This is a genomic window from Streptomyces sp. R28 (assembly GCF_041052385.1).
In the GTDB taxonomy this organism is placed as follows: domain Bacteria; phylum Actinomycetota; class Actinomycetes; order Streptomycetales; family Streptomycetaceae; genus Streptomyces.
The window spans coordinates 2,962,501-2,983,081 of record NZ_CP163439.1; the positions used below are offsets into that span (position 1 = coordinate 2,962,501).

19 protein-coding genes are annotated in these 20,581 nt (G+C 71.9%); 7 read left to right on the forward strand and 12 right to left on the reverse strand.

Annotated elements, in window-relative coordinates:
- Positions 1 to 45: 45 nt before the first annotated feature.
- From AB5J49_RS13045 to AB5J49_RS13065, 5 genes are all read right to left on the reverse strand, one after another.
- Entirely contained in the window at positions 46 to 3,183 is a 3,138-nt protein-coding gene (locus tag AB5J49_RS13045; RefSeq protein WP_369168777.1) for an efflux RND transporter permease subunit, read from the reverse strand.
- Positions 3,184 to 3,362: 179 nt separating this feature from the next.
- Positions 3,363 to 4,046, reverse strand: a complete 684-nt coding sequence (locus tag AB5J49_RS13050) for a response regulator (protein ID WP_369168778.1) — start codon at positions 4,044 to 4,046, stop codon at positions 3,363 to 3,365.
- 76 nt (positions 4,047 to 4,122) lie between these two features.
- Positions 4,123 to 5,295 carry a sensor histidine kinase gene (locus tag AB5J49_RS13055; protein WP_369168779.1) on the reverse strand — a complete coding sequence of 391 codons (1,173 nt, stop codon included), beginning with the start codon at positions 5,293 to 5,295 and terminating at the stop codon, positions 4,123 to 4,125.
- Positions 5,296 to 5,496: 201 nt separating this feature from the next.
- Entirely contained in the window at positions 5,497 to 5,775 is a 279-nt protein-coding gene (locus tag AB5J49_RS13060) for a hypothetical protein (protein ID WP_302003820.1), read from the reverse strand.
- A 42-nt stretch (positions 5,776 to 5,817) separates the two neighbouring features.
- The gene (locus tag AB5J49_RS13065) at positions 5,818 to 6,594 is read right to left on the reverse strand and encodes a PspA/IM30 family protein (RefSeq protein ID WP_369175117.1); all 777 of its coding nucleotides are present in this window, start codon (positions 6,592 to 6,594) and stop codon (positions 5,818 to 5,820) included.
- 339 nt (positions 6,595 to 6,933) lie between these two features.
- On the opposite strand from AB5J49_RS13065, the gene AB5J49_RS13070 reads away from it, so the two are divergent.
- The 3 genes from AB5J49_RS13070 to AB5J49_RS13080 all read left to right on the forward strand — a co-directional run bounded on the left by AB5J49_RS13070 (position 6,934) and on the right by AB5J49_RS13080 (position 9,766).
- Positions 6,934 to 7,563: a DUF3043 domain-containing protein gene (locus AB5J49_RS13070; RefSeq protein WP_369168780.1), complete on the forward strand. Its 630-nt coding sequence runs from the start codon at positions 6,934 to 6,936 to the stop codon at positions 7,561 to 7,563.
- 83 nt (positions 7,564 to 7,646) lie between these two features.
- The gene (locus AB5J49_RS13075; protein WP_369175118.1) at positions 7,647 to 8,348 is read left to right on the forward strand and encodes a class I SAM-dependent methyltransferase; all 702 of its coding nucleotides are present in this window, start codon (positions 7,647 to 7,649) and stop codon (positions 8,346 to 8,348) included.
- Between the two features lie 335 nt (positions 8,349 to 8,683).
- Positions 8,684 to 9,766 carry a S1C family serine protease gene (locus AB5J49_RS13080; RefSeq protein ID WP_369168781.1) on the forward strand — a complete coding sequence of 361 codons (1,083 nt, stop codon included), beginning with the start codon at positions 8,684 to 8,686 and terminating at the stop codon, positions 9,764 to 9,766.
- Between the two features lie 52 nt (positions 9,767 to 9,818).
- Here AB5J49_RS13080 and AB5J49_RS13085 read toward each other — a convergent pair whose 3' ends face one another.
- A complete protein-coding gene (locus tag AB5J49_RS13085; RefSeq protein ID WP_369168782.1) occupies positions 9,819 to 10,031 on the reverse strand; it encodes a hypothetical protein in 213 nt (70 codons plus the stop codon).
- A 113-nt stretch (positions 10,032 to 10,144) separates the two neighbouring features.
- Here AB5J49_RS13085 and AB5J49_RS13090 point away from each other — a divergent pair, with 113 nt between their 5' ends.
- Positions 10,145 to 11,347 (forward strand): bifunctional adenosylcobinamide kinase/adenosylcobinamide-phosphate guanylyltransferase, encoded by a 1,203-nt coding sequence (locus AB5J49_RS13090; RefSeq protein WP_369168783.1) that lies wholly within the window; start codon positions 10,145 to 10,147, stop codon positions 11,345 to 11,347.
- A gap of 42 nt (positions 11,348 to 11,389) precedes the next feature.
- On the opposite strand, the gene AB5J49_RS13095 is transcribed toward AB5J49_RS13090, so the two are convergent.
- Positions 11,390 to 12,205 (reverse strand): class I SAM-dependent methyltransferase, encoded by an 816-nt coding sequence (locus AB5J49_RS13095; RefSeq protein WP_369168784.1) that lies wholly within the window; start codon positions 12,203 to 12,205, stop codon positions 11,390 to 11,392.
- A 218-nt stretch (positions 12,206 to 12,423) separates the two neighbouring features.
- Between AB5J49_RS13095 and cobT the strand changes: the two genes are divergently transcribed.
- Together cobT and AB5J49_RS13105 are read left to right on the forward strand one after the other, a co-directional pair.
- Positions 12,424 to 13,584: a nicotinate-nucleotide--dimethylbenzimidazole phosphoribosyltransferase gene (gene cobT / locus AB5J49_RS13100; protein WP_369168785.1), complete on the forward strand. Its 1,161-nt coding sequence runs from the start codon at positions 12,424 to 12,426 to the stop codon at positions 13,582 to 13,584.
- 97 nt (positions 13,585 to 13,681) lie between these two features.
- Positions 13,682 to 14,374, forward strand: coding sequence for a hypothetical protein (locus AB5J49_RS13105; protein ID WP_369175119.1), 693 nt, complete (start codon positions 13,682 to 13,684; stop codon positions 14,372 to 14,374).
- On the opposite strand, the gene AB5J49_RS13110 is transcribed toward AB5J49_RS13105, so the two are convergent.
- Entirely contained in the window at positions 14,320 to 15,078 is a 759-nt protein-coding gene (locus tag AB5J49_RS13110; protein ID WP_369168786.1) for a hypothetical protein, read from the reverse strand. The genes AB5J49_RS13105 and AB5J49_RS13110 overlap by 55 nt on opposite strands.
- 73 nt (positions 15,079 to 15,151) lie before the next feature.
- Between AB5J49_RS13110 and AB5J49_RS13115 the strand changes: the two genes are divergently transcribed.
- Positions 15,152 to 15,946 carry an adenosylcobinamide-GDP ribazoletransferase gene (locus AB5J49_RS13115; protein WP_369175120.1) on the forward strand — a complete coding sequence of 265 codons (795 nt, stop codon included), beginning with the start codon at positions 15,152 to 15,154 and terminating at the stop codon, positions 15,944 to 15,946.
- Positions 15,947 to 15,998: 52 nt separating this feature from the next.
- On the opposite strand, the gene AB5J49_RS13120 is transcribed toward AB5J49_RS13115, so the two are convergent.
- From AB5J49_RS13120 to pelF, 4 genes are read right to left on the reverse strand one after another with little or no spacing between them, the layout of a single operon-like run.
- Complete coding sequence (locus AB5J49_RS13120) at positions 15,999 to 16,799, reverse strand: endo alpha-1,4 polygalactosaminidase (protein WP_369168787.1); 801 nt, start codon at positions 16,797 to 16,799, stop codon at positions 15,999 to 16,001.
- Positions 16,796 to 17,464 carry a spherulation-specific family 4 protein gene (locus tag AB5J49_RS13125; protein ID WP_369168788.1) on the reverse strand — a complete coding sequence of 223 codons (669 nt, stop codon included), beginning with the start codon at positions 17,462 to 17,464 and terminating at the stop codon, positions 16,796 to 16,798. The genes AB5J49_RS13120 and AB5J49_RS13125 overlap by 4 nt, the downstream gene beginning before the upstream one ends.
- Complete coding sequence (locus tag AB5J49_RS13130) at positions 17,461 to 19,023, reverse strand: hypothetical protein (protein WP_369168789.1); 1,563 nt, start codon at positions 19,021 to 19,023, stop codon at positions 17,461 to 17,463. The genes AB5J49_RS13125 and AB5J49_RS13130 overlap by 4 nt, the downstream gene beginning before the upstream one ends.
- Positions 19,020 to 20,552, reverse strand: a complete 1,533-nt coding sequence (pelF, locus tag AB5J49_RS13135) for a GT4 family glycosyltransferase PelF (RefSeq protein WP_369168790.1) — start codon at positions 20,550 to 20,552, stop codon at positions 19,020 to 19,022. Before pelF ends, AB5J49_RS13130 begins: the two co-directional genes overlap by 4 nt.
- Positions 20,553 to 20,581 lie beyond the last annotated feature (29 nt).

The following is a 20,581-nucleotide window of genomic DNA, read 5'->3' on the forward strand; positions in this document are numbered from 1 at the left end:
GTCGTCGTTCTGGACCGTGACCGTCGTCCTGGACGACGAGGGCCGTCACACTCCCGCGGGTTCGGGCTCCCCCGATTCCGCCTGCTGAGCGGGCGCCCCGGCCTTCTTGGCCTTCCTCGCCGCCCGCTTCTTCGCCCGGCGCTCCTTGCGGAGCTCCAGCATCGTGTAGAGCGTCGGAACGAGCAGCAGCGTCAGCATGGTCGAGGTGATCAGACCGCCGATCACGACCACCGCCAGCGGCTGGGCGATGAAGCCGCCCTCGCCGGTGACGCCCAGGGCCATCGGGAGCAGCGCGAAGATCGTCGCCAGGGCCGTCATGAGGATCGGGCGCAGCCGGTGCCGGCCGCCCTCGATCACGGCCTCCACGACGCCGTAACCCTGCTTCCTGTACTGGTTGATGAGGTCGATCAGCACGATCGCGTTCGTCACCACGATGCCGATCAGCATCAGCATGCCGATCATCGCGGGGACGCCCATCGGGGTGCCGGTCGCCACCAGGAGGCCGATCGCGCCGGTCGCCGCGAACGGGATCGACACGAGCAGGATGAGTGGCTGGGCCAGCGAGCGGAAGGTCGCCACCAGCAGCATGAAGACGATCGCGATCGCCGCGAGCATCGCCAGACCCAGGTTGGCGAACGCGTCGTCCTGGTCCTGCGAGACACCGCCGATCTCGGCCGTCGCGCCCGCCGGGAGGGTCAGGCCGTTGATCTTGGACTGGAGGTCCGCGCTCACCGCGCCCGTGTTGTCGCCGGTCGGCTTTGCGGTGATCGTGGCGGCCCGCTGACCGTCGATCCGGGTCATCGAGACCGGGCCGTCCACCAGCTTCACGTCCGCGATGTCGCCGAGCTTCACCGGGCCCAGGCGCAGGTCCTGAAGCTGCTTCAGCGTCTTCGCGGGCTTCGCCGACCTGATGACGATGTCGCGCTCGGTGTCGTCGAGGGTCGCCTGGGCCGCCGTGTTGCCGCGGACCGCCTGGGCGACGGCCATGCCGAGGGTCTGGTCGTTGAAACCGGCCGCGGCCGCCTTGTCGTTGGCCTTGACCGAGATGCGCGGCACACTCTGCGACAGGTCGCTGGTCACGTCCGTGACGTCGTCCAGACCGGCCACCGCCCCCCGGACCTGCTCGGCCGCCGTGCGCAGGACGCCCGCGTCGGCCGCCTTCACGACGACGCTCAGGTCCTGGGCGCCGAAGCCGTCGCCGGCCGCGATGGTGGTCGTACCGATGCCGTCGAGCTCCTTCAGGCCCGCCTCGATGCGGTCCTGCACCTCGTCGTACGACGCCGAGTCCTCCAGCATCACCTGGTACGACGCCTGGTTGGTGTCGGTGCCGCCGCCGAAGGCCGCCATGAAGCCGGACGAGCCGACCGTGACCTGGTAGTCCTTCACGCCCTTGATGCCGTCGAGCAGCTTCTCGACCTTCTTGGCCTCCTCGTCGGTGGCCGCCAGGCTGGTGCCCGGCTTCAACTCCTGCTTGACGGTGAGCACTTCCTGCTCGCCCTGGTCGAAGAAGTTCGTCTTCAGCAGCGGCGCCATGCCGAACGTGCCGATGAGGATGACGATCGCGAGCAGCACGCTGGTCAGCCGGCGGCGCGTCGCGAACCGCAGGACGGGGACGTAGAAGCGCTGGAGCCTGCTCTTCGCCTCCTTCTCCTCCGCCGCCCGGCGGGCCTCGTCGGCGTCCGCCGGGGTGCCCTTCGGGGCGCGCAGGAACCAGTACGACAGGACCGGTACGACCGTCAGCGAGACCAGCAGCGAGGCCAGCAGCGCGGCTGTCACCGTCAGGCTGAACGAGCCGAACAGCTGGCCCACCATGCCGCCGACCAGGCCGATCGGCAGGAAGACGGCGACCGTGGTGAGGGTGGAGGAGGTGACCGCTCCGGCGACCTCGCGGACCGCCTTGAGGATGGCCTCCTCACGCTCCTCGCCGTAGCCGAGGTGCCGCTTGATGTTCTCCAGCACCACGATCGAGTCGTCGACGACGCGGCCGATGGCGATGGTGAGCGCGCCGAGCGTCAGCATGTTCAGCGACAGGTCGCGCGTCCACAGCACGATCAGGGCGAGGACGACCGACAGCGGGATGGAGACCGCGGTCACCAGCGTCGAGCGGATCGACGCGAGGAAGACCAGGATGATGAGGACCGCGAAGAGCAGGCCGAGGGCGCCCTCGGTGGTCAGGCCGTCGATGGACTTCTTCACCGCCGGGCCCTGGTCGCTGACCACGGTGAGCGTGGCGTCCGAGCCGAGGTCCTTCCGCAGCTCCGGGAGCTTGTCGCGCACCGCGTCCGAGATCGCGACCGCGCTGCCGTCGCGGTCCATGGTGACCGCGACCGCGAGGGACGGCTTGCCGTCGGTGCGGGTGATGGAGTCGGCCGCGGCCTGCTCCTGCTTGACGTCGGCCACGTCACCGAGGCGGACCGGCTTCTTCCCGGCAGCGAAAGCGCCCTCGCCGGTGACCATGAGGTCCTCGATCTGCTGGACCGAGGTGAAGCCACCGCCCACCTGGACCGTGCGGTTGTCGCCGTCCTCGTCGAAGGAGCCCGCCGGGACGGTGGCGGCGCCCGCCTGCAGGGCCTGGGAGAGCGCGGCCGAGGTCAGCCCCGCCTTGGCCAGCTTCGCGTCGTCCGGCGTGACGGTGACCTGGAGGTCCCGTACGCCGTCGACGGTGACCTGGCCGACGCCGTCGATGTCCTTCAGGCCCGCGACGACGGTCCGGTCGAGCTGGTCGGCCAGGGCCTGCTGGTCCTGGCCGGAGGTGACGGCGAGGACGACGGTCGGGATGTCGTCCGTGGAACCGGCGATGACCTGCGGGTCCACGGCGTCCGGCAGCTGGACGCGGGCCCGGTTGACGGCCTGCTGGACGTCGGCGACGAGCTGCTGGGTGTCGGGGCCGTAGTCGAAGGACGCCATGATCACGGCGTTGCCCTCGCTCGCGGTGGAGGTGACGCCGGTGATGCCGTCGACGGCTTCGAGGCTGTCCTCGATGGGCTCGACGACCTGCTTCTCGACCACGTCCGGTGAGGCGCCCTGGTACGGCGCCAGCACGGACACCATGGGCAGTTCGATGGAGGGCAGCAGCTGCTGCTTGAGCTGGGGTATCGCGATGGCACCGAAGGCGATCGCGATGATCGACATCAGGCCGATCAGGGCACGTTGGGCAAGGCTGAATCTCGACAGCCAGGACATGGGTCAGGGTCTCTCTTCTGTGAGCGGCAGAAGTGGGCAGCGGACGTGGCAGGGGCGTCTGTGGCGCACATGTGAGCGCCCGCCCTTACACCCTGAGCCATCGGGGAGCCCGGTTTCGTAGGCCCCAGGTCCATTTCCTTATACGGCGCATACTCCGGGCGCAGTACGCCCGTCGAAGGTCACTCCACCCTTGGACGTACCAGCCCGGACTCGTACGCGATCACCACGAGCTGGGCCCGGTCGCGGGCGCCGAGCTTGGACATGGCCCGGTTGACGTGCGTCTTCACGGTCAGCGGGCTGACCTCGAGGCGCTCGGCGATCTCGTCGTTGGACTGCCCGCCGGCGACCTGGACCAGGACCTCGCGCTCCCGGACGGTGAGCGCGTCGAGCCGCTCGGCGCGGGCGGGGTCGCGGTCGTCGTCCGCTCCGTCGCCCTGGGCGAGGAAGCGGGCGATCAGCCCTTTGGTGGCGGCCGGGGACAGCAGGGCCTCGCCGCCGGCCGCGACGCGGATGGCGCTGAGCAGTTCGTCGGGTTCGGAGCCCTTGCCGAGGAAGCCGGAGGCACCGGCGCGCAGCGACTGCACGACGTAGTCGTCGACCTCGAAGGTGGTGAGGATGACGACGCGGACATGGGCGAGGGACGGGTCGGCGCTGATCATGCGGGTGGCGGCGAGGCCGTCGGTGCCGGGCATCCGGATGTCCATCAGTACGATGTCCGCCCGCTCCTCCTTGGCCAGCCGCACCGCCTCCGCCCCGTCGGACGCCTCCCCGACGACCTCCATGTCGGGCTCGGAGTCGACCAGCACCCGGAAGGCGCTGCGGAGGAGGGCCTGGTCGTCGGCGAGCAGGACGCGGATGGTCATGCGGGGTCCTCGTCTGTCGTGTGGCGTACCGCGTCTTCGGTGGTCATACGGCGTCTTCCGCTTCGGTTCTCATACGTCATACGGCGTCTTCCGCGGCGCGGGTGCGGCTCTTGAGCGGCAGGATCGCATGGACGCGGAAACCGCCCCCGTAGCGGGGGCCGGTGGTGAGGGTGCCGCGCAGGGCGGTGACGCGCTCGCGCATGCCGAGCAGGCCGTGGCCGCCGCCCTCGGTCGTGTCGTCCTTGCCGGCGCCGTCGTCGAGGACGGTGATCTCGATGTTCGGCCCCACGCGGACGACGCTGACCTCGGCTTTCGCCTCCGAGCCCGCGTGCTTCTGCACGTTGGTGAGGGCCTCCTGGATGACGCGGTAGGCGGCCAGGTCGACGGCGGCGGGGAGCGTGGTGCCCTGGTCGGTGCGGGCGACCTCCACCTGGAGGCCCGCGCTGCGGAAGGTGCCCGCGAGTTCGTCGAGGCGGGCGAGGCCGGGAGCGGGTTCGGTGGGGGCCTCGGGGTCGCCGGACTGGCGGAGCAGGCCGACCGTCGCACGGAGTTCGTTGAGCGCGGAGCGGCTGGCCTCGCGTACGTGGGCGAGGGCCTCCTTGGCCTGGTCGGGCCGCTTGTCCATGACGTGGGCGGCGACGCCGGCCTGGACGTTGACGAGGGCGATGTGGTGGGCGACGACGTCGTGCAGGTCCCGGGCGATACGGAGGCGCTCCTCGGCGACGCGGCGCCGGGCCTCCTCCTCGCGGGTGCGCTCCGCCCGTTCGGCGCGCTCGCGGATGGCGGCCACGACGGCACGGCGGCTGCGGACCGCGTCGCCGGCGGTGGCACCGATGCCGGTCCAGGCGAAGATGCCGAGGTTCTCCTGGGCGTACCAGGGCAGCGGGCCGGCGAGCATGGCGGATGCGGTCAGGGCGGTCATGGTGAGCAGGCCTACGCGCCAGGTGGTGGTGCGGTCGGTGGTCGAGGCGACGGTGTAGAGGGCGATGACCGCGGACATCGCGACCGGGGCGCGGGGGTCGCCGCTGACGCATTCGACGAGGGAGAAGCTGCCGGTGAGGGCGAGGACCGGCAGGGGGGCGCGGCGGCGGAAGACCAGGGCCGCGGCGCCGAGGGTCATGAGCAGGAGGCTGAGCGCGTCCGGGGTGCGCAGGCCCCAGCTGACCCCGTTCTCGCCATGCGGGTCCACGAACGAGCCGGCCACCATGCAGGCCAGTACGCCCACCGCCAACGCGGCGTCCAGCGCCATGGGGTGCGCCTTGAGGTGCCGCCGGACGCGTATCCCTGCGGGGCTTGGAACGGGGGCCAACTGGGGGTTCCTTGTGTCGTGTGCCCGGCGTTGCAGTGCGCGTCTGCTGGGGGCTGCCGCCCCCAGACCCCCGCTTCGGCCCTGAACGGGCCTCGTCCTGAAACGCCGGACAGGCTGAAATACCTGAGCCGACACCCCAGCTCAGCCCGGGATCAACCCATCGTCGCTCAGCAGCTCACGGACCTCCTCCAGCGTCGCGTCCGGCGACGGGAGGATCAGTTCCGACGGTTCCAGGGAGTCGTCGGGCAGGGGCTCGCCGAGTTCACGGACCTTGGACAGGAGTGCGTCGAGGGTGCGGCGGAAGCCGGGCCCGTCGCCGTTCTCCATTTCCACCAGGAGCTCGTCGTCGAGCTTGTTCAGCTCGGGCAGGTGGCTGTCGGACAGCTTCACCTGCCCTTCACCCATGATCCGGACGATCATGTCGCCCATCTCGCCCTCCTCGGCGTGGGCCCCGGACCTCGGCTACTGCTTGTCGAAGCGCGGGGTGTCCTGCGGCTGCTGCTGGGACTGCGACTGGCCGTTGCCGCCCTCGATGGCCTGCTGGCCGCCCGACGAACCTCCCGCCAGCTCCGCCTTCATGCGCTGCAGTTCCAGCTCTACATCCGTACCACCGGAGAGCCGGTCCAGCTCGGCCTGGAGGTCGTCCTTGTGCATCCCGGACTGGTCGTCCAGGGCGCCGGAGGCGAGGAGTTCGTCGATCGCCCCGGCCCGCGCCTGGAGCTGGGCCGTCTTGTCCTCCGCCCGCTGGATCGCCAGGCCGACGTCGCCCATCTCCTCCGAGATGCCGGAGAACGCCTCGCCGATCCGGGTCTGGGCCTGGGCCGCGGTGTAGGTGGCCTTGATCGTCTCCTTCTTCGTACGGAAGGCGTCGACCTTCGCCTGCAGGCGCTGGGCCGCGAGGGTGAGCTTCTCCTCCTCGCCCTGCAGGGTCGCGTGCTGTGTCTCCAGGTCCGTCACCTGCTGCTGGAGGGCGGCACGGCGCGAGAGCGCCTCGCGGGCCAGGTCCTCACGGCCGAGCGCGAGTGCCTTGCGGCCCTGGTCCTCCAGCTTGGTCGACTGCTGCTGGAGTTGGTTGAGCTGGAGTTCCAGGCGCTTGCGCGACGTGGCGACGTCCGCGACGCCGCGGCGGACCTTCTGGAGCAGCTCCAGCTGCTTCTGGTACGAGTAATCGAGGGTCTCGCGCGGGTCCTCGGCCCGGTCAAGGGCCTTGTTCGCCTTCGCGCGGAAGATCATCCCCATACGCTTCATGACACCGCTCATGGGCTTCGCGCGCCCCCTTCTGACGTCCAGCTCCAGCTCTGCGACAGAACCCACAGTACGGGCCCTGCATCCATTGACGCACTGTTCGGGGACGGATGCGCTCATCCCCAAGGACGACTGCTGACGCTCCCGCTCCGGCGTAAGGAGTAGGTGACTCCCTGGTGACCCAGGGGCGGCTCATGAGTGGGTTTCATGAGTGTCCACCCGGTGCCGCCCGAGTGCCTTCCCCGTGACCGCCGAACGAACCGTCTGCAACGTCCCCTCTGTCCCCCTACGACGACTGGTGTTGCCGGATCGTTCCCCTCCGGGCTGACGTCCATGCCCCGGCACCCCGTACCCTTGGGTTTTGTGTTCCGTAGCCGTGCCAAGGAAGAGAAGGCCCAGGCCGCCGACAAGGCGCTGGTGACCGACTCCACTCAGACCCGTCACCCCGAGGCCCCGAAGGGCCGCCCCACGCCCAAGCGCAGCGACGCCCAGTCGCAGCGTCGCAGCGTGGCCAACACGTCGCTGACGCGCAAGGATGCCGCCAAGCGCCAGCGCGAGGAGCGCCGGGCCGCCCTGGAGAGGCAGCGCCAGGCGCTGGCCGGGGGCGACGAGCGGTATCTGCCGGCCCGCGACAAGGGTCCGGTCCGCAAGTTCGCGCGTGACTTCATCGACTCGCGCTTCAACATCGCGGAGTTCTTCCTGCCGATGGCCGTGGTCATCCTCGTGCTGAGCATGGTGCAGGTACCGGCGCTGCAGAACATCGCGCTGCTGCTGTGGCTGATCGTGATCGTGCTCATCGTGCTCGACTCGGCCGTCACCGGCTTCCGTCTGAAGAAGCAGCTCGCCGAGCGCTTCCCCGACACCCCCAAGCGTGGTGCCGTCGCCTACGCGCTGATGCGTTCCCTGCAGATGCGCCGGCTCCGCCTGCCGAAGCCGCAGGTCAAGCGCGGAGAGCGGCCCTGAGCACAGCTGCTTTCACCGGGGGTGCGGCCGACGCGTGGCTCAGTAAGTTGGGCGGGCTGCGCGATGTCGTACGACAGGAGCTGGTGGCCCGGCAGCTCGACGAGCAGATAGCCGGGCGGTTCCCGGTCGGGCAGCGGCTGCGGGTGCTCGACGTGGGGATGGGCCAGGGCACGCAGGCGCTGCGCCTGGCCAGGGCCGGGCATCAGGTGACCGGCGTCGAGCAGGACCCGAAGATGATCGCGACGGCCCGGGAGGAGCTCGCCGGCGAGCCCGAGGGCATCCGGGAGCGGGTCCGCATCGTCCAGGGGGACGGACGGGACACCGGCGTCCACTTTCTGCCGGGCAGCTTCGACGTCGTGCTGTGCCACGGCGTGCTGATGTACATCGAGGAGCCCGATCCGCTGCTGGCCGGGCTGGCCCGGATGCTCGCCCAGGGCGGACTGCTGTCGCTGCTCGTACGCAACGGCGACGCGCTGGCCATGCGGCCGGGACTGGGTGGGGACTGGTCCGGGGCGCTCGCCTCCTTCGACACCACCGCCTACCGGAACCGGCTGGGGCTCGACGTACGGGCGGACCGGCTCACGGACCTGACGGCGACGCTGGCGGGGATCGGGGCGCCGCTGCACGCCTGGTACGGCGTGCGGGTGTTCACCGACACGGCGGCCGACGGGGCGGAGGTCCCGGCGGACGTGGAGGCGTTGCTGGCGGTCGAGGAGCGGGCCGGGAAGACGGATCCCTATCGGGGCGTCGCGGCGTTGCTGCATCTGTGCGGAGTGCGTGGCTGAACCCGCTGCCCGTGCACGGTGTGCACGACACGCGGCCTGGCTCATTGCCCGAGCGCGATGCGCGGTCTGGCCCGTTGCCCGCTTGCAGTGCGCGGTCGCGTGCAGTGCCCTTGCAGGGAGCACAGCCGGGCTCATTGCCCGTGCGCGATGCGAGGCCTGATCCGTTGCCCGTGGGCGATGCGAGGCCTGGTCCGTTGCCCGAGCACGAAGGGCGGCCGGGATCGCCACCCATGCCGGGTGCGTCGCCGGAGTCCTCGCCCATGCGCCGTGCGCGGCCGGGCTCGTTCGGGTGAGCAGTACAGGCCGGGCCCGCGCCCCGAGGTGAGACTCGGGGCATGGACGCTCGCCGTTTCCGTGCCCTGCGGTCGGCCCTCCCGGTCGCCGTCCTCTCCTGCTGCCTCGGTCTCTTCCTCTCCGGGTGTTCCGCCTCCTCGTCCCCGGGCGGGAAGGAGGCCACGACCACGCAGGCCGCCGTGCCGATGGCGGTCAAGGCGGTCGACGACCTCCAGAACGGCTACCTGAAGGTGATCAAGGACGTGCTGCCGTCCGTCGTGCAGATCCAGGCCAGGAACGATCTGGGCTCGGGCGTGGTCTACGACGACCAGGGGCACATCGTCACGAACGCGCATGTCGTCGGGGACGAGGACAGCTTCCGGGTGACGACCGCCAACAGCGAGGACACTCTCACCGCGCGGCTCGTCACCTCGTACCCGCAGCAGGACCTCGCCGTCATCAAGCTGGACAAGGCGCCGAAGGGGCTGAAGGCGGCGACGTTCGGGGACTCGGCGAAGGTCGAGGTCGGGCAGATCGTGCTGGCCATGGGCTCGCCGCTCGGGCTGTCGTCCAGCGTGACGCAGGGCATCGTGTCGGCGACCGGACGGACCGTCACCGAGGGGCGCAGCGGGGGCGGTACGGGCGCGACGATCGCCAACATGGTGCAGACGTCGGCCGCCATCAACCCCGGCAACAGCGGTGGTGCCCTGGTGAACCTCGACGGGCGCGTCATCGGCATCCCGACCCTCGCGGCCACCGACCCCGGCGAGGGGAACGGCGCGGCATCCGGCATCGGGTTCGCGATCCCGGCGTCGACGGTGCGGACGATCGCCGACCAGATCGTCAAGGACGGCAAGGTCACCGAATCGGGCCGGGCGGCGCTCGGCATCACGGGCCGTACGGTCGTGAACGACGACTACGAGGTCGCGGGCGTCGCCGTCGTCGAGGTGATGGCGGGCGGGGCGGCCGACAAGGCCGGGATCGAGCCCGGGGACGTCATCACCCGGCTCGGTGACACGGACATCACCACCATCACCTCACTCTCCGAGGAGCTTGCCTCCGACAGGCCGGGCGAGCGGACGACGGTGACGTACACGCGCAACGGCAGTGAGAAGACAGTGGATGTGACGCTGGGTGAGCAGTGACGGGAGGGCGGGGCGAGGGCCGTACGACCGGGTGGCCCTCGCCCCCCTCCGCCTACGCCTGCTCGGCGTGCAGGCTCATCGGCCCGTAGATCTCCGCGGAGTCCTCGTACAGCCGCACCTGGTCCGCACCGCCCTCGAGCAGCGCCTTCCAGTTCTCCCCGACCCAGGACTCGGCGTCCCCCTGGGTGGTGAACTCCTCGGGCTGCACCGCGGGCTGGACCTCCGCCCCGTCGGCCTTCTCGAACCGCCACGTCCATGCCGCCATGTACGCCTCCAAGGTGTCAGCACGTGCAGAGCAGGAGCCGGATCTTGGTCCGGCTCCTGCCCTGAGCCTAGCCGGATGCGCGAGACCTGCGCAGACACGCGAAAATCGGTTCTGTGGAACTGACTCTCCTCGGCACCGGTGCCCCCGCGGGACTCCCCCGCCCCGACTGTCCGTGTGCGGCCTGTGCCGGCGCGCTCGGCGATGACGCGCGGGCGGCCACCGCATTGCTCGTGGACGGGACGCTGTTGCTCGATCTGACGCCCGGGGCGGCGTTCGCGGCGGCTCGCGCGGGGCGTTCGCTGGGGGCCGTACGGCAGGTGTTGCTGTCGCATCCGCACAACGGGCCCGCCGTGGAGGTGCCGGCGGGGCTGCCGCAGCCCGGGCGGGTGCCGGACGGGCGGGAGTTGGCGCTGCTGACGGGGCATCGGGTGCGGGCGGTGGCGATGGACTCGCCGGGCACGGGGTACGCGGTGACCGGGCCGGACGGGCAGCGGCTGCTGTATCTGCCGCCGGGGGGTTCGCCGGCCGGGCTGGAGAACGGGACCGTCGGGATGTACGACATGGTGGTCGCCGATGTCGTGGGGCGACCGGACGCGCTGGCCAAGCTGCGGGCGGTGGGGGCGATCGGGCCGACCACGGACGTCATCGCCGTACATCTGGATCATGACGTGCCGCCGGGGAACGAGTTGCGGCGGCGGCTGGCCTCGGCGGGGGCGCGGGCGGTGCCGGACGGGGCGACGCTGGTGGTGGGGGCGTACGAGGACGTGCCGGACGTGCCGCGGCGGACCCTCGTGCTGGGCGGGGCCAGGTCCGGGAAGTCGGTGGAGGCGGAGCGGCGGCTGGAGGCCTTCCCGGACGTGCTGTACGTGGCGACCGGGGGCACGCGGGGCGGCGACCACGAGTGGGCGGCACGGGTCGCCGTCCACCGGGAGCGCCGGCCGGGGTCGTGGCGTACGGCCGAGACGTGCGACCTGGTGCCGCTGCTGGCGGAGGCCGGGGCGCCGTTGCTCGTCGACTGTCTGTCCCTGTGGCTGACGGACGCCATGGACTCCGTCGGGGCGTGGGACGACGCGGTGTGGGCGGACGGCGGGGAGCGGGCGCTGCGGGAGCGGGTACGGGAGTTGACGGAGGCGGTGCGGGCCACTCGGCGGACCGTGGTCGCCGTATCGAACGAGGTGGGGTCGGGAATCGTGCCGGCCACGGCGTCGGGGCGGCGGTACCGGGACGAGCTGGGCCGGCTGAACGCCGCATTCGCCGGGGAGTGCGAGCAGGTGGTGCTGGTGGTGGCGGGGCAGGCGCTGGTACTGCGGGGTTAGGTCCTGTCGTCGAACTCCGTCAGGCGGGTTTCGGCGAGGGTCTCAGGCCCGTGCGGTCGGCTCCTTGCGGGCGATGACGCGGTACGTGTTCGAGAAGCCGGTGTGGCGCAGTACGGGGGCCAGGATGTGGTCGAGCACCCAGGCCACGGCCACCAGCGGCGCGCACGCTCGGGACAGCAGTGAGGGCAGGACGAACGCCAGCGCCCGCGAGGTCGTGGCCGCGAGGTCGTAGGGGATGTGCGGGGTGCGGCGGTCCGTGGAGAGGATCGTGCAGCCCTGTGCCTCCAGTTCCCGGCGGAGCGTGTCCAGGGGCAACAGGTGCAGGTGGCCCGGTCGGCTGTGCGGGGTCCACCATCTGCCGAGCAGCAGGGCGAACACGCAGCGCGGGTCGGGGAGTTCGAGGATGAGCAGGCCGCCGGGCCGCAGGACCGTGAGGGCGGCGCGGAGCTCCTCGCGGGGGTCCCGGGTGTGTTCCAGGTGGCGGAGCATGCTGACGATGTCGTAGCGGGCGCGCAGGCGGGCCGTGATGCGGGCGTCCGTCAGATTGCCGACGTGGGCCTCCTCCACCCGCTCGGCCACACGTGCGTGCAGGACGCGGTAGGTCGGGTCCAGGCCGTCGAACGCCGTGTACGGGAAGAGTTCCTTCGCCACTTCCGGGAAGCGGGCGTAGCCCGTGCCCACGTCCAGCCAGCTCTCCGGTTCGGGGAAGGACAGCGCCGCGCGGGCCGCGGCCCTCAGCCGGCGGGACGGCATCCGTGTGAGCCCCAGGTGCCGGGGGACGTACGGCTGGTCCCGGCATGCGGCGAGGGTGAACGCGCAGTCGGCGCGGGGGCGTTCGGGGGGTGCGGTCGCGGTCATGGGCGGCTCCCGGGCGCGCGGGCGTATGGCGGGGGCGTACGGCAGGGGGCATACGACGGGACGATGCGAGCATGCCCCGACAATCCACTGCAAAACGGAACGTATGGGATGCCGATCTTGGGTGCAACGACGTAGCGCCGATGTGGTGGTGACGTGGCGGGGCCCCGGGTGGCCATGTGGCGCCGTTCTGTTCGACCGGTGCCGGTACTGTTCGGCGAATGAGCTCGCTTAATCTCGACGACTTCACTGATCTGATCGAGCGCCCCGACGGCGGGGTGCGCCGGGACGCCGAGGCGCGCCGTGAGCGTCAGATCGTGCCGCCCGGGGCGCTGGGCCGCCTCGACGACCTGGGTGAGTGGCTGGCGGCGGCGCAGTCCGCCGTACCGGTGCGGCCGATCGAACAGCCGCGGGTCGTGCTGTTCGCCGGTGACCACGGCATCGCCGAGCTGGGTGTCTCGGCGCGACGTGCGGGCGGCGCCGTGGAGTTGGTGCGGGAGATCCTCGAGGGCGGCCGGCCGGTGTCCGTACTCGCGCGGCGGCTCGGGGTTCCGGTGCGGGTCGTCGACATGGCACTGGACTGCGATCCGCAGGAGCTGCCGGAGACCGTCGTACGGCATCGGGTACGGCGCGGGAGCGGTCGTATCGATGTCGAGGACGCGTTGACGCTCGAGGAGGCGGAGGCCGCCTTCCGGGCCGGGGTGGCGGTGGCCGACGAAGAGGCCGACTCCGGTACGGATCTGGTGGTGCTCGGCGATGTGAGCGTGGGCGGCACCACGGCGGCCGGGGTGCTGGTCGCCGCGCTGTGCGGGACGGATGCGTCGGTCGTCACCGGGCGGGGCGGACTGGCCGTCGACGACCTGGTGTGGATGCGCAAGTGCGCGGCGATCCGGGACGCCCTGCGCCGGGCGCGGCCCGTGCTCGGGGATCAGCTGCAGCTGCTCGCGACGGTGGGTGGCGCCGACCTCGCCGCGATCACCGGGTTCCTGCTGCAGAGCGCGGTGCGGAAGATGCCGGTCGTGCTGGACGGGGTCGTGGTCGCCGCCTGTGCGCTGGTGGGGCAGCGGATCGCGTTCCGGGCGCCGGACTGGTGGCTGGCCGCGCACAACAGCGGGGAGCCGGGGCAGGCGAAGGCGCTGGACCGGATGGCCCTGGAGCCGCTGCTCGACCCGGGCGTGAAGGTCGGCGAGGGCGCCGGAGGCTTGCTGGCCCTGCCCATGGTCCAGTCCGCCGCCGCGCTGGCCGCGGAGCTGCCGGAGAAGCCGAAGGACTCGGAAGCGGAGGACTCGGGGACGGCGGAGGACTCGGAGACGGCGGAGGCCGAGGAGCCCCAGGAGCACGAGGCGGAGAAGGAACAGAAGGCACAGTCAGAGACGGAGTGACGGGTCGGGCGCAGTTCGGCACCGCCGGACTGCGCCTCCACGGCCGAGCGTAAAAGGGCGGTTCGTCCCCACCGTCCCCATATGATCCCCACTCATGATGAACACCCTCGGCCGCTGGGCCCGTGCCGAGTGGGGGGCGTTGTATCTCGCCGTGCGGGAGCCGTTGGCCAAGCGGCGGTGGCGGGCCGTGCCGATGACCGTCGGGGCCGTCTGCCTGACGGGGCTCGTGCAGGTCGCGCAGAACCAGCCCTGGGGCTACCGGGTCGTCCAGAACCTCGGCGGGGTCAAGGCGGAGGATCCGCTGTGGCTCGCGCTCCTGCGTACACCGCTGTCGTTGTTCGTGCCCGCCCTCGACCTGCCGGTGTGGGGTGCGCTCGCGCAGATTCTGTTCGTGTTCGGGATCGCCGAGCTCTGTCTGGGCTGGTGGCGAACGCTGGTCATCGCATACGTGGCGACTCTCGCCGGAACCCTGTACGCGCGCGTGGGCATCGCGCTCGGCCCGGACCACCCGATCGGGCTGCCCGCCTCGGACGCGCAGGTCGTGGACACCGGACCGTCGGCGGCGGTGGTGGGCCTCGCCGTGTTCCTCGCAGGGCGCTACGGCGCGTATGTCACGGCCGGTGCGGTGATCGTGGCGATGGTGGTCGAGGTGGCGCTGGAGGACAATCTCGCCGGCAAGGAGCACCTGGCGGCGATCGCGGCGGTGCTGGTGCTGTGCGCGTGGACGGCGATGCGTCAGCGGCGCTCCAGGGCCCGGTCCACGTCGGGCGCGCCGCCGATCCAGTCCTGAAGTCTGCGGCTGGGACCCGCCCAGCGCCGGTCGTGGTGGAAGGCGCGCAGCTGGGCCTTGGCGCGGGCGCGCGGACGGCGGCGGTAGAAGCGTTTCGCCCATGGGGAGGTGGGGCGGGCCAGACGGATGGCTCCGAACAGGGCGATGAAGGGGACGATCATCCCGAAGATCGCGACGCGTGCCTTGCCCTTGGCGAGGGCGATCAGGGCGAAGAGGAAGTTCACCAGGACCGTACTGATCACCGACCCGCGGTCCTGCAGGTCGTCGTCACTGAGGTCGTTGACCCCGAAGGGGGCGAAGCCGAGGAGGAACAGGCCGGCCAGCGCGGCGGTGAGCACGACCACCTCCACGCTCTTGCGGCCGGCCTCGGTCCAGTAGACGTCGTCCAGATGCACGATCAGCGCGAACTCGTCCATGACCAGGCCGGCGCCCATGCCGAAGACCACGGCGGACACGGCCGCCCCGAAGCCGTGCTGTCCGCCGGCGACCGCGCAGAAGCCGCCGATGACCGTGAGGACGACTCCGGGGACCACATGGTGGATGTGGACGGCGCCGGTCTCGATGTTGCGGAAGGGGCCTTTGCCCGCGCGGATCATGCGGGTGATGACCCGGGTGACGAGGAAGGTGACCACGAAGGCGGTCAGCGCCAGGAGCAGGGGAAGTTTGCCCGGTTCGATGATGTTGCGCTGCCACCAGTCACCCATGGGTTCAGTCTGTGGGCGACAGGGGCGGGCTGCCTGGCGGGTACGGCGTCCGGGCTAGTCTGCGGGCGTGTCCATGACCCCGCCGCCCTCGCCCGGTCCCCGTCTGCACGGCCTGCGCTTCGCCTTCGGCACCCTGAGCGTGCTCCCCGTCAAGGTGAGCCGGTGGGACCGGGAAGCGGCGCGCGGTGGGATGCTGTGCGCCCCGCTCGTCGGGGTGGTCCTCGGCTGCGGTGCGGCCTTCGTCGCGCTGGTGCTGCTGTTCCTCGGCGCCGGTCCTCTCCTCGCCGCCGTCGCGGCCGCCGCCGTCCCCGCCGTCCTCACCCGCGGGCTGCATCTCGACGGGCTCGCCGACACCGCTGACGGGCTCGGCAGCGGCAAGCCCGCCGACGACGCGCTGCGGATCATGAAGCAGTCGGACATCGGGCCCTTCGGCGTCATCACGCTCGTGTTCGTGCTGTTCGCGCAGGTGGCCGCCCTCTCCCAGCTGTACGGCGACTCATGGGCCCGGGGCGCCCTCGGCACCGTCGTCTCGGCCGTCGCCGCCCGCCTCGCGCTCACCCTGGCCGCCCGGGCCGGCGTGCCCGCCGCGCGGCCGGAGGGGCTGGGGGCCGCGGTGGCCGGCGTCGTCCCCGTACGGGGTGCGGTGGCCGTCGCCCTGGCCGTGACCGGCGTCGCCGCCTTGGCGGGGGCGCTGCTCGGGACGTACGACATCGCCCGCACCGCCCTCGGGGTCCTGGCCGCACTCGCCGCCGCCGAGCTGCTCCTGCGGCACTGCACGCGCCGCTTCGGCGGCGTCACCGGTGACGTCTTCGGCGGGCTCGCGGAGACGGCGGCGACGGCTGCCCTGGTCGCGCTGTCACTGGGCTGACACCGGGCCGGACCTCGGCTGGGGCCGCCCCCGTACCGCCCCTGTGCCGCCCTCAGCACGCCCGGCGCCACACCCCCAGTTCGTACTTCTTCAGCATCGAACTCAGCTTCAGGCGACGCGACTCGGCACAGAAGCTGCGCGTCGGGACCTCGTACTCGACGTGGAACACCGCCTTGCCCGCCTTCACGAAGGGGCTGAGGGCCGCGCATTCCCCGTACTGCGCGCACTGCTCGTTGACCGCGAAGTCGAAGTCGTCCACCAGCTCCGGGATCTGGTCCAGGTCGTTCTTCAGGCCGACCGCCATGCCCCGCTCGTGGGCCAGCCCGGCGATCAGGCGGTTGTAGCGGAGCTGGTCGCGGGCCTTCAGCGGGAAGCCCGTGCGGTTCTTGTAGCCGTCCATGTTGTCGGGCTCCACCGCGTCGAAGCCCTTCTCGCGGCACATGTCCAGCCGGGCCGCCATCAGGGGTTCCAGGACGTCCAGGCGCCGGATGTCGAGCCAGCGCTCGCCCTCCCAGCCGTTGCCCTTGCCGATCACCGACCTGGGGAACTTCCCGGCGTCGGGGCGCCAGTCCTCCCAGGCACCGGTGGAGAGGTAGCAGATGACCTTGCGGTCCTCGCGGTGCAGCGCGGCGACGGTCTTCCCGGACTGGTCGAAGCCGTCGATGTCGTAGACCGGCACGTCGACGGAGGTGTCGATCCGGCCGCGGAGCTGCCACTGCCAGGCCGTGCCGGGCCGCGGCTGCCAGCGCGAGCCGCTCGGACCGCCCTCGCCGCCGTCGGCGCCGTCAGGGGCGGTCGTGCAGCCCGCCAGGAGGAGGAGGGGCAGAACGACCAGCGGAATGAGGCGTCTCACCGAGCGGGCTCCAGAGTGTGCGGCAACGTACCCCAAGGATGATCTCCCATCCCCGGTACCGCGCAGTGCACGGTGGCCCCGCGGGCGCGGGCCAGGTCCGCCAGGCCGGCCCCGGCCGGGACGCCGTACACCAGATGGCACAACCGCACTCCGCCGCCGCCACGCCACTGCGGCGGGCCGAGCCGGGTGTACGACGTCCAGGTGCCCTCGAAGGTGACCAGGAGGTCCGCGATCCTGGCGTACGACGGGTGCGGCGTCGTGCCGTGGTTCAGGGCGAGCGTGCCGCAGCCGGCGCCCCAGGCCGCCGTCGCGAGCCGCCGGTAGTACGCGAACTGCTCAGGACCCGCGGCGACTTGGTCGAGGAAGACGCCGTCCGCGTCGTACCAGTCGCGGTGCCGGGCGATGTCGCGTACGACGTCGGCGTGTGGTCGGCGGCCGTAGTCGGTGTCGGCGTAGCCGAGCACCCGCACTCCCCCGGAGGGGGCACCCCCGGCCGCCCGCAGCCGGGTCGCGACCTCGGCGAACGCCGGGTCGGGCGCCTCGCCGGGGCCGCTGGCCGGGTTGAGGACGACGCCGTAGAGGCGGGGCGCGGCCGTGATGATCGCGTCCCATTCGGCGGGGCGGACGGACGGGTGCTCGTAGTAGGGGACCAGCAGATCGCTCATCGGTGGGCGGTCACTCTCCCCAACAGCGCGCAGACCAGGACGGCTTGGGCCACCGCGGCCGTCCCGTGCACGATCAGGCCGACCCAGTGCGGGCCGCCCGTATGGGTCACCAGGGCCACCGTCTGGGCGAGGGCGGCCACGCAGCAGATCGTCGCGGCGCTGAGCACCGCGCCGAAGGACTGGAGCAGCAGGCCCGTCCACAGGACCACGCCCAGCAGGAGCAGACCGGCGAGGCGGACGCCCGAGACACCCGGGGTGTGCGGCCACAGCGCCGAGGTGGCGAGGGTGAGGGCGAGCAGGGCGGCCAGGTAGCCGGAGAGGCACTCCACGACCGTGAGCACCGTCGTCCGCCAGAACGCCCTCGGCGTGCTGCTGGAGCGCAGGCCCGCCAGGCTGCCGCTGCGGAAGCGGTACAGCAGCCATTCGGCGGGGCCCATGCTGAGGGTGAGGGCGACGGCGGAGGGTGCGGCGACCGCGCCGGTCCCGGCCCCCTCGTCCGCCAGGACGTCTCCGAGGGCCGCGTACAGCACGAGCACGCCGGTGCCCAAGCCGAACAGGGCGTACGGGACGGAGCCGGTGAGGCCGGGAGTCGCGCCGGTGAGGCCGGGAGTCGCGGTGCGCTCCGCCTGCGCCTCGGGTGCGGTGCCGTAAGGCCCGAAGGGCAGCAGAGCGGTGAGTCCGGCGGTCCAGCTTCCCTTGCCCAACTCCCTTGCGGCTGGCGCGACTTCAAGGAAGGCGAGGGTCGCCACCGCGAGCAGCGAGCCCAGCAGCAGCACGCATCTCACGAGGTCGGGGACGGGGTGGAGGAGGGCGAGGACCGCTGCCGCCGCCATCGGCAGCAGGGCCGCCAGCAGGGCCCGTTCGCGGCCCATGACCAGCAGGGCCGTGGCCGCGCCGAGGTAGCAGGACTGTCCGGCGGCGAAGGCGACCGCCGCCGCGTCGAACGTACCCGCCGTCGCCGCGACGGCCAGCGCGAGCAGGGCACCGAGCAGTGCGCCGGCCGGGGCGCCGAGGAGCAGCGCGCGGCGGGCGGCGCCCCGGTCGCCCAGCCCCAGCCAGGAGTACGCCCGGTGGGCGAGGCCCTGGTTCCAGGTCCAGCCGACCAGGGCGCCGGCCAGCAGCGGGACCGTGCCCGCGGGGAGGCCGAAGTCGTCCCGCGAGCCGGCGAGCAGGGGCGCGCCCAGGACGTAGCCGAGGCCCGGGAGAGCGAAGACGACACCCCTCAGCAGGCAGCCGAGCAGGCCCACCTGCCAGGGGTCGTGGGCCGGGCCGTCCGGCTCCGGGTAGCGGCGCTCGACCCGCTCGAAGAGCTCCTCGGCGAGGGCGAAGGAGTTCTTGACGCCGTAGCGCTCGCGTATCTGGTCGTCCGACAGTCCGTCGGATTCGAGCAGCGCGGCGATCTCGTCCGGGTGGACGGCGGCGGCTATGAAGTCGTCGAGGCGTCCGGCGAGTTCGTCGAGGGGGTCGGGCTGCGCCCAGCTGGGTGTGGTGCGCCGGCGCGGGATGGCGGGCAGGGTGTCGGGGCGGGAGCCGGGCGGCATCCAGATGCTTCCGCTCACCAGCCGGTTCCGTCCGTCGCGACCTTCTCGTACCAGGGGTCGCGCAGTTCGAGGGTCCAGTCGGCGACCGTCTCGAGCGTGGGCTCGTACACCTCGGCGCTGCCCGCGAGCTCCTGGTAGATCGTCCGAAAATTGTCCACGGAGCGGCGCAGCGTGAAGCGGTCGATGACGCGCTGACGGGACAACTCACCCAGTTCCAGGCGTCGCTCGTCGTCGCGGAGCAGGGTCAGCGCGGCCGCCGCCATCTTCTCCGGCTCGCGCGGCGGGACCACCAGGCCGGTGTCGCCGACGGCCTCGCGCACTCCCCCGACGTCCGTCGAGACCGTCGTACGGCCGCAGGACATGGCCTCGATGATGGAGAACGGGAAGCCCTCGGAGATGGACGACAGCATGACGACGTGGCCGGCGGCGTAGGCGCGCCGGACCTCGCTGATGCGCCCCTCGAAGGTCAGGCCGTCCGTCACGCCCAGCTCGGCGGCGAGCTTCTCCAGCTTGGTGCGGTAGGCCTCGCCGCCGGGCGGAACCGGTCCGAACAACCGCAGGCGGGTTTCCGGGAGTTCGGCGCGGACCATGCTGTAGGCGCGCAGCAGGGTCTCCAGGTCCTTGATGGGGTCGACGCGGCCGCACCAGGTGAGGGTGGGGACCTCGGGCTCGGGGCCGGCGTGCGGGAAGGCGTGCGGGTCGACGCCGTTGTAGACCGTGCGGATCTTGTCGGCGTCGGCGCCGCCGCGCTCCTCCCAGCGGCGGTTGTACTGGTTGCAGGGGGTGATCAGGTCGGCCGCCCGGTAACCGAGTGAGTTCAGCTCGCGGTAGAAGCCGAGCATGAACGCCTTCACGGGCCAGCGCTGGGCCTCGCTGCGGTAGCCGAGGTAGCGCTCGCGCAGATAGATGCCGTGCTCGGTGAGGAGGAAGGGCACGCCGTCCAGCTTGTGGGCGGCGAGGGCGGGGAGGGTCGCGAGGCCGCTGCTCACCGCGTGGGCGACGGAGTCCTCGGGGATGCGGGTCCCGAGGGGGCGCAGGGCGTGTTCCAGCAGGTCGGTCGCGGTCAGGGCGTCGTGGACGGTCGGGCGGGCGGCCGCGGTCGGCAGCTGCGGCATCGTCCATATCCACATCAGCGACCGCAGCGCCGACTCGGTGCGCAGCGCCGCCGACAGGCGCCCGTCGCGGGCGAGTTCGGCCAGCTCGTACAGGGCCTCACCGAAGTCGATGTGGGCTTCGGGGCCCTCGGGGTCGAGGAAGGAGAGCAGGAAGCGCTCGTAGGAGTCGGTGAACCGGCGCCGGGCCCTGCCGTACGGCGCGTGTCTGCGCCCCGGGCGCGGCCCCCAGGTCGGTACGGAGGTGTGCCGGTAGACGTTGGGCGGCAGCTCCCAGGTGACGGGTTCGCGGCCGGTTCCGGTGAGCGACACGATGTGGAAGTCGACCTCCGGCATGCCCTTGACGAGCTGGTCGCACCAGGTGCTGACCCCACCGTGGACATGCGGATAGGTGCCCTCGGTGAGCATGGTGACATGACGGCCTGTGCGCATCATGCGAGTTCCCCCCTGTGGAACAACGGTGG

What these genes read in the sequence shown, in the direction of transcription:
- AB5J49_RS13095 (WP_369168784.1), bottom strand. Translation starts at nt 12,205, where the DNA reads ATGACCGCGACCGCACCCCCCGAACGCCCCCGCGCCGACTGCGCGTTC.
- pelF (WP_369168790.1), bottom strand. Translation starts at nt 20,552, where the DNA reads ATGATGCGCACAGGCCGTCATGTCACCATGCTCACCGAGGGCACCTAT.
- AB5J49_RS13080 (WP_369168781.1), top strand. Translation starts at nt 8,684, where the DNA reads ATGGACGCTCGCCGTTTCCGTGCCCTGCGGTCGGCCCTCCCGGTCGCC.
- AB5J49_RS13045 (WP_369168777.1), bottom strand. Translation starts at nt 3,183, where the DNA reads ATGTCCTGGCTGTCGAGATTCAGCCTTGCCCAACGTGCCCTGATCGGC.
- cobT (WP_369168785.1), top strand. Translation starts at nt 12,424, where the DNA reads ATGAGCTCGCTTAATCTCGACGACTTCACTGATCTGATCGAGCGCCCC.
- AB5J49_RS13070 (WP_369168780.1), top strand. Translation starts at nt 6,934, where the DNA reads ATGCCCCGGCACCCCGTACCCTTGGGTTTTGTGTTCCGTAGCCGTGCC.
- AB5J49_RS13110 (WP_369168786.1), bottom strand. Translation starts at nt 15,078, where the DNA reads ATGGGTGACTGGTGGCAGCGCAACATCATCGAACCGGGCAAACTTCCC.
- AB5J49_RS13115 (WP_369175120.1), top strand. Translation starts at nt 15,152, where the DNA reads ATGACCCCGCCGCCCTCGCCCGGTCCCCGTCTGCACGGCCTGCGCTTC.
- AB5J49_RS13055 (WP_369168779.1), bottom strand. Translation starts at nt 5,295, where the DNA reads ATGGCGCTGGACGCCGCGTTGGCGGTGGGCGTACTGGCCTGCATGGTG.
- AB5J49_RS13060 (WP_302003820.1), bottom strand. Translation starts at nt 5,775, where the DNA reads ATGATCGTCCGGATCATGGGTGAAGGGCAGGTGAAGCTGTCCGACAGC.
- AB5J49_RS13050 (WP_369168778.1), bottom strand. Translation starts at nt 4,046, where the DNA reads ATGACCATCCGCGTCCTGCTCGCCGACGACCAGGCCCTCCTCCGCAGC.
- AB5J49_RS13065 (WP_369175117.1), bottom strand. Translation starts at nt 6,594, where the DNA reads ATGGGGATGATCTTCCGCGCGAAGGCGAACAAGGCCCTTGACCGGGCC.
- AB5J49_RS13085 (WP_369168782.1), bottom strand. Translation starts at nt 10,031, where the DNA reads ATGGCGGCATGGACGTGGCGGTTCGAGAAGGCCGACGGGGCGGAGGTC.
- AB5J49_RS13125 (WP_369168788.1), bottom strand. Translation starts at nt 17,464, where the DNA reads ATGAGCGATCTGCTGGTCCCCTACTACGAGCACCCGTCCGTCCGCCCC.
- AB5J49_RS13105 (WP_369175119.1), top strand. Translation starts at nt 13,682, where the DNA reads ATGAACACCCTCGGCCGCTGGGCCCGTGCCGAGTGGGGGGCGTTGTAT.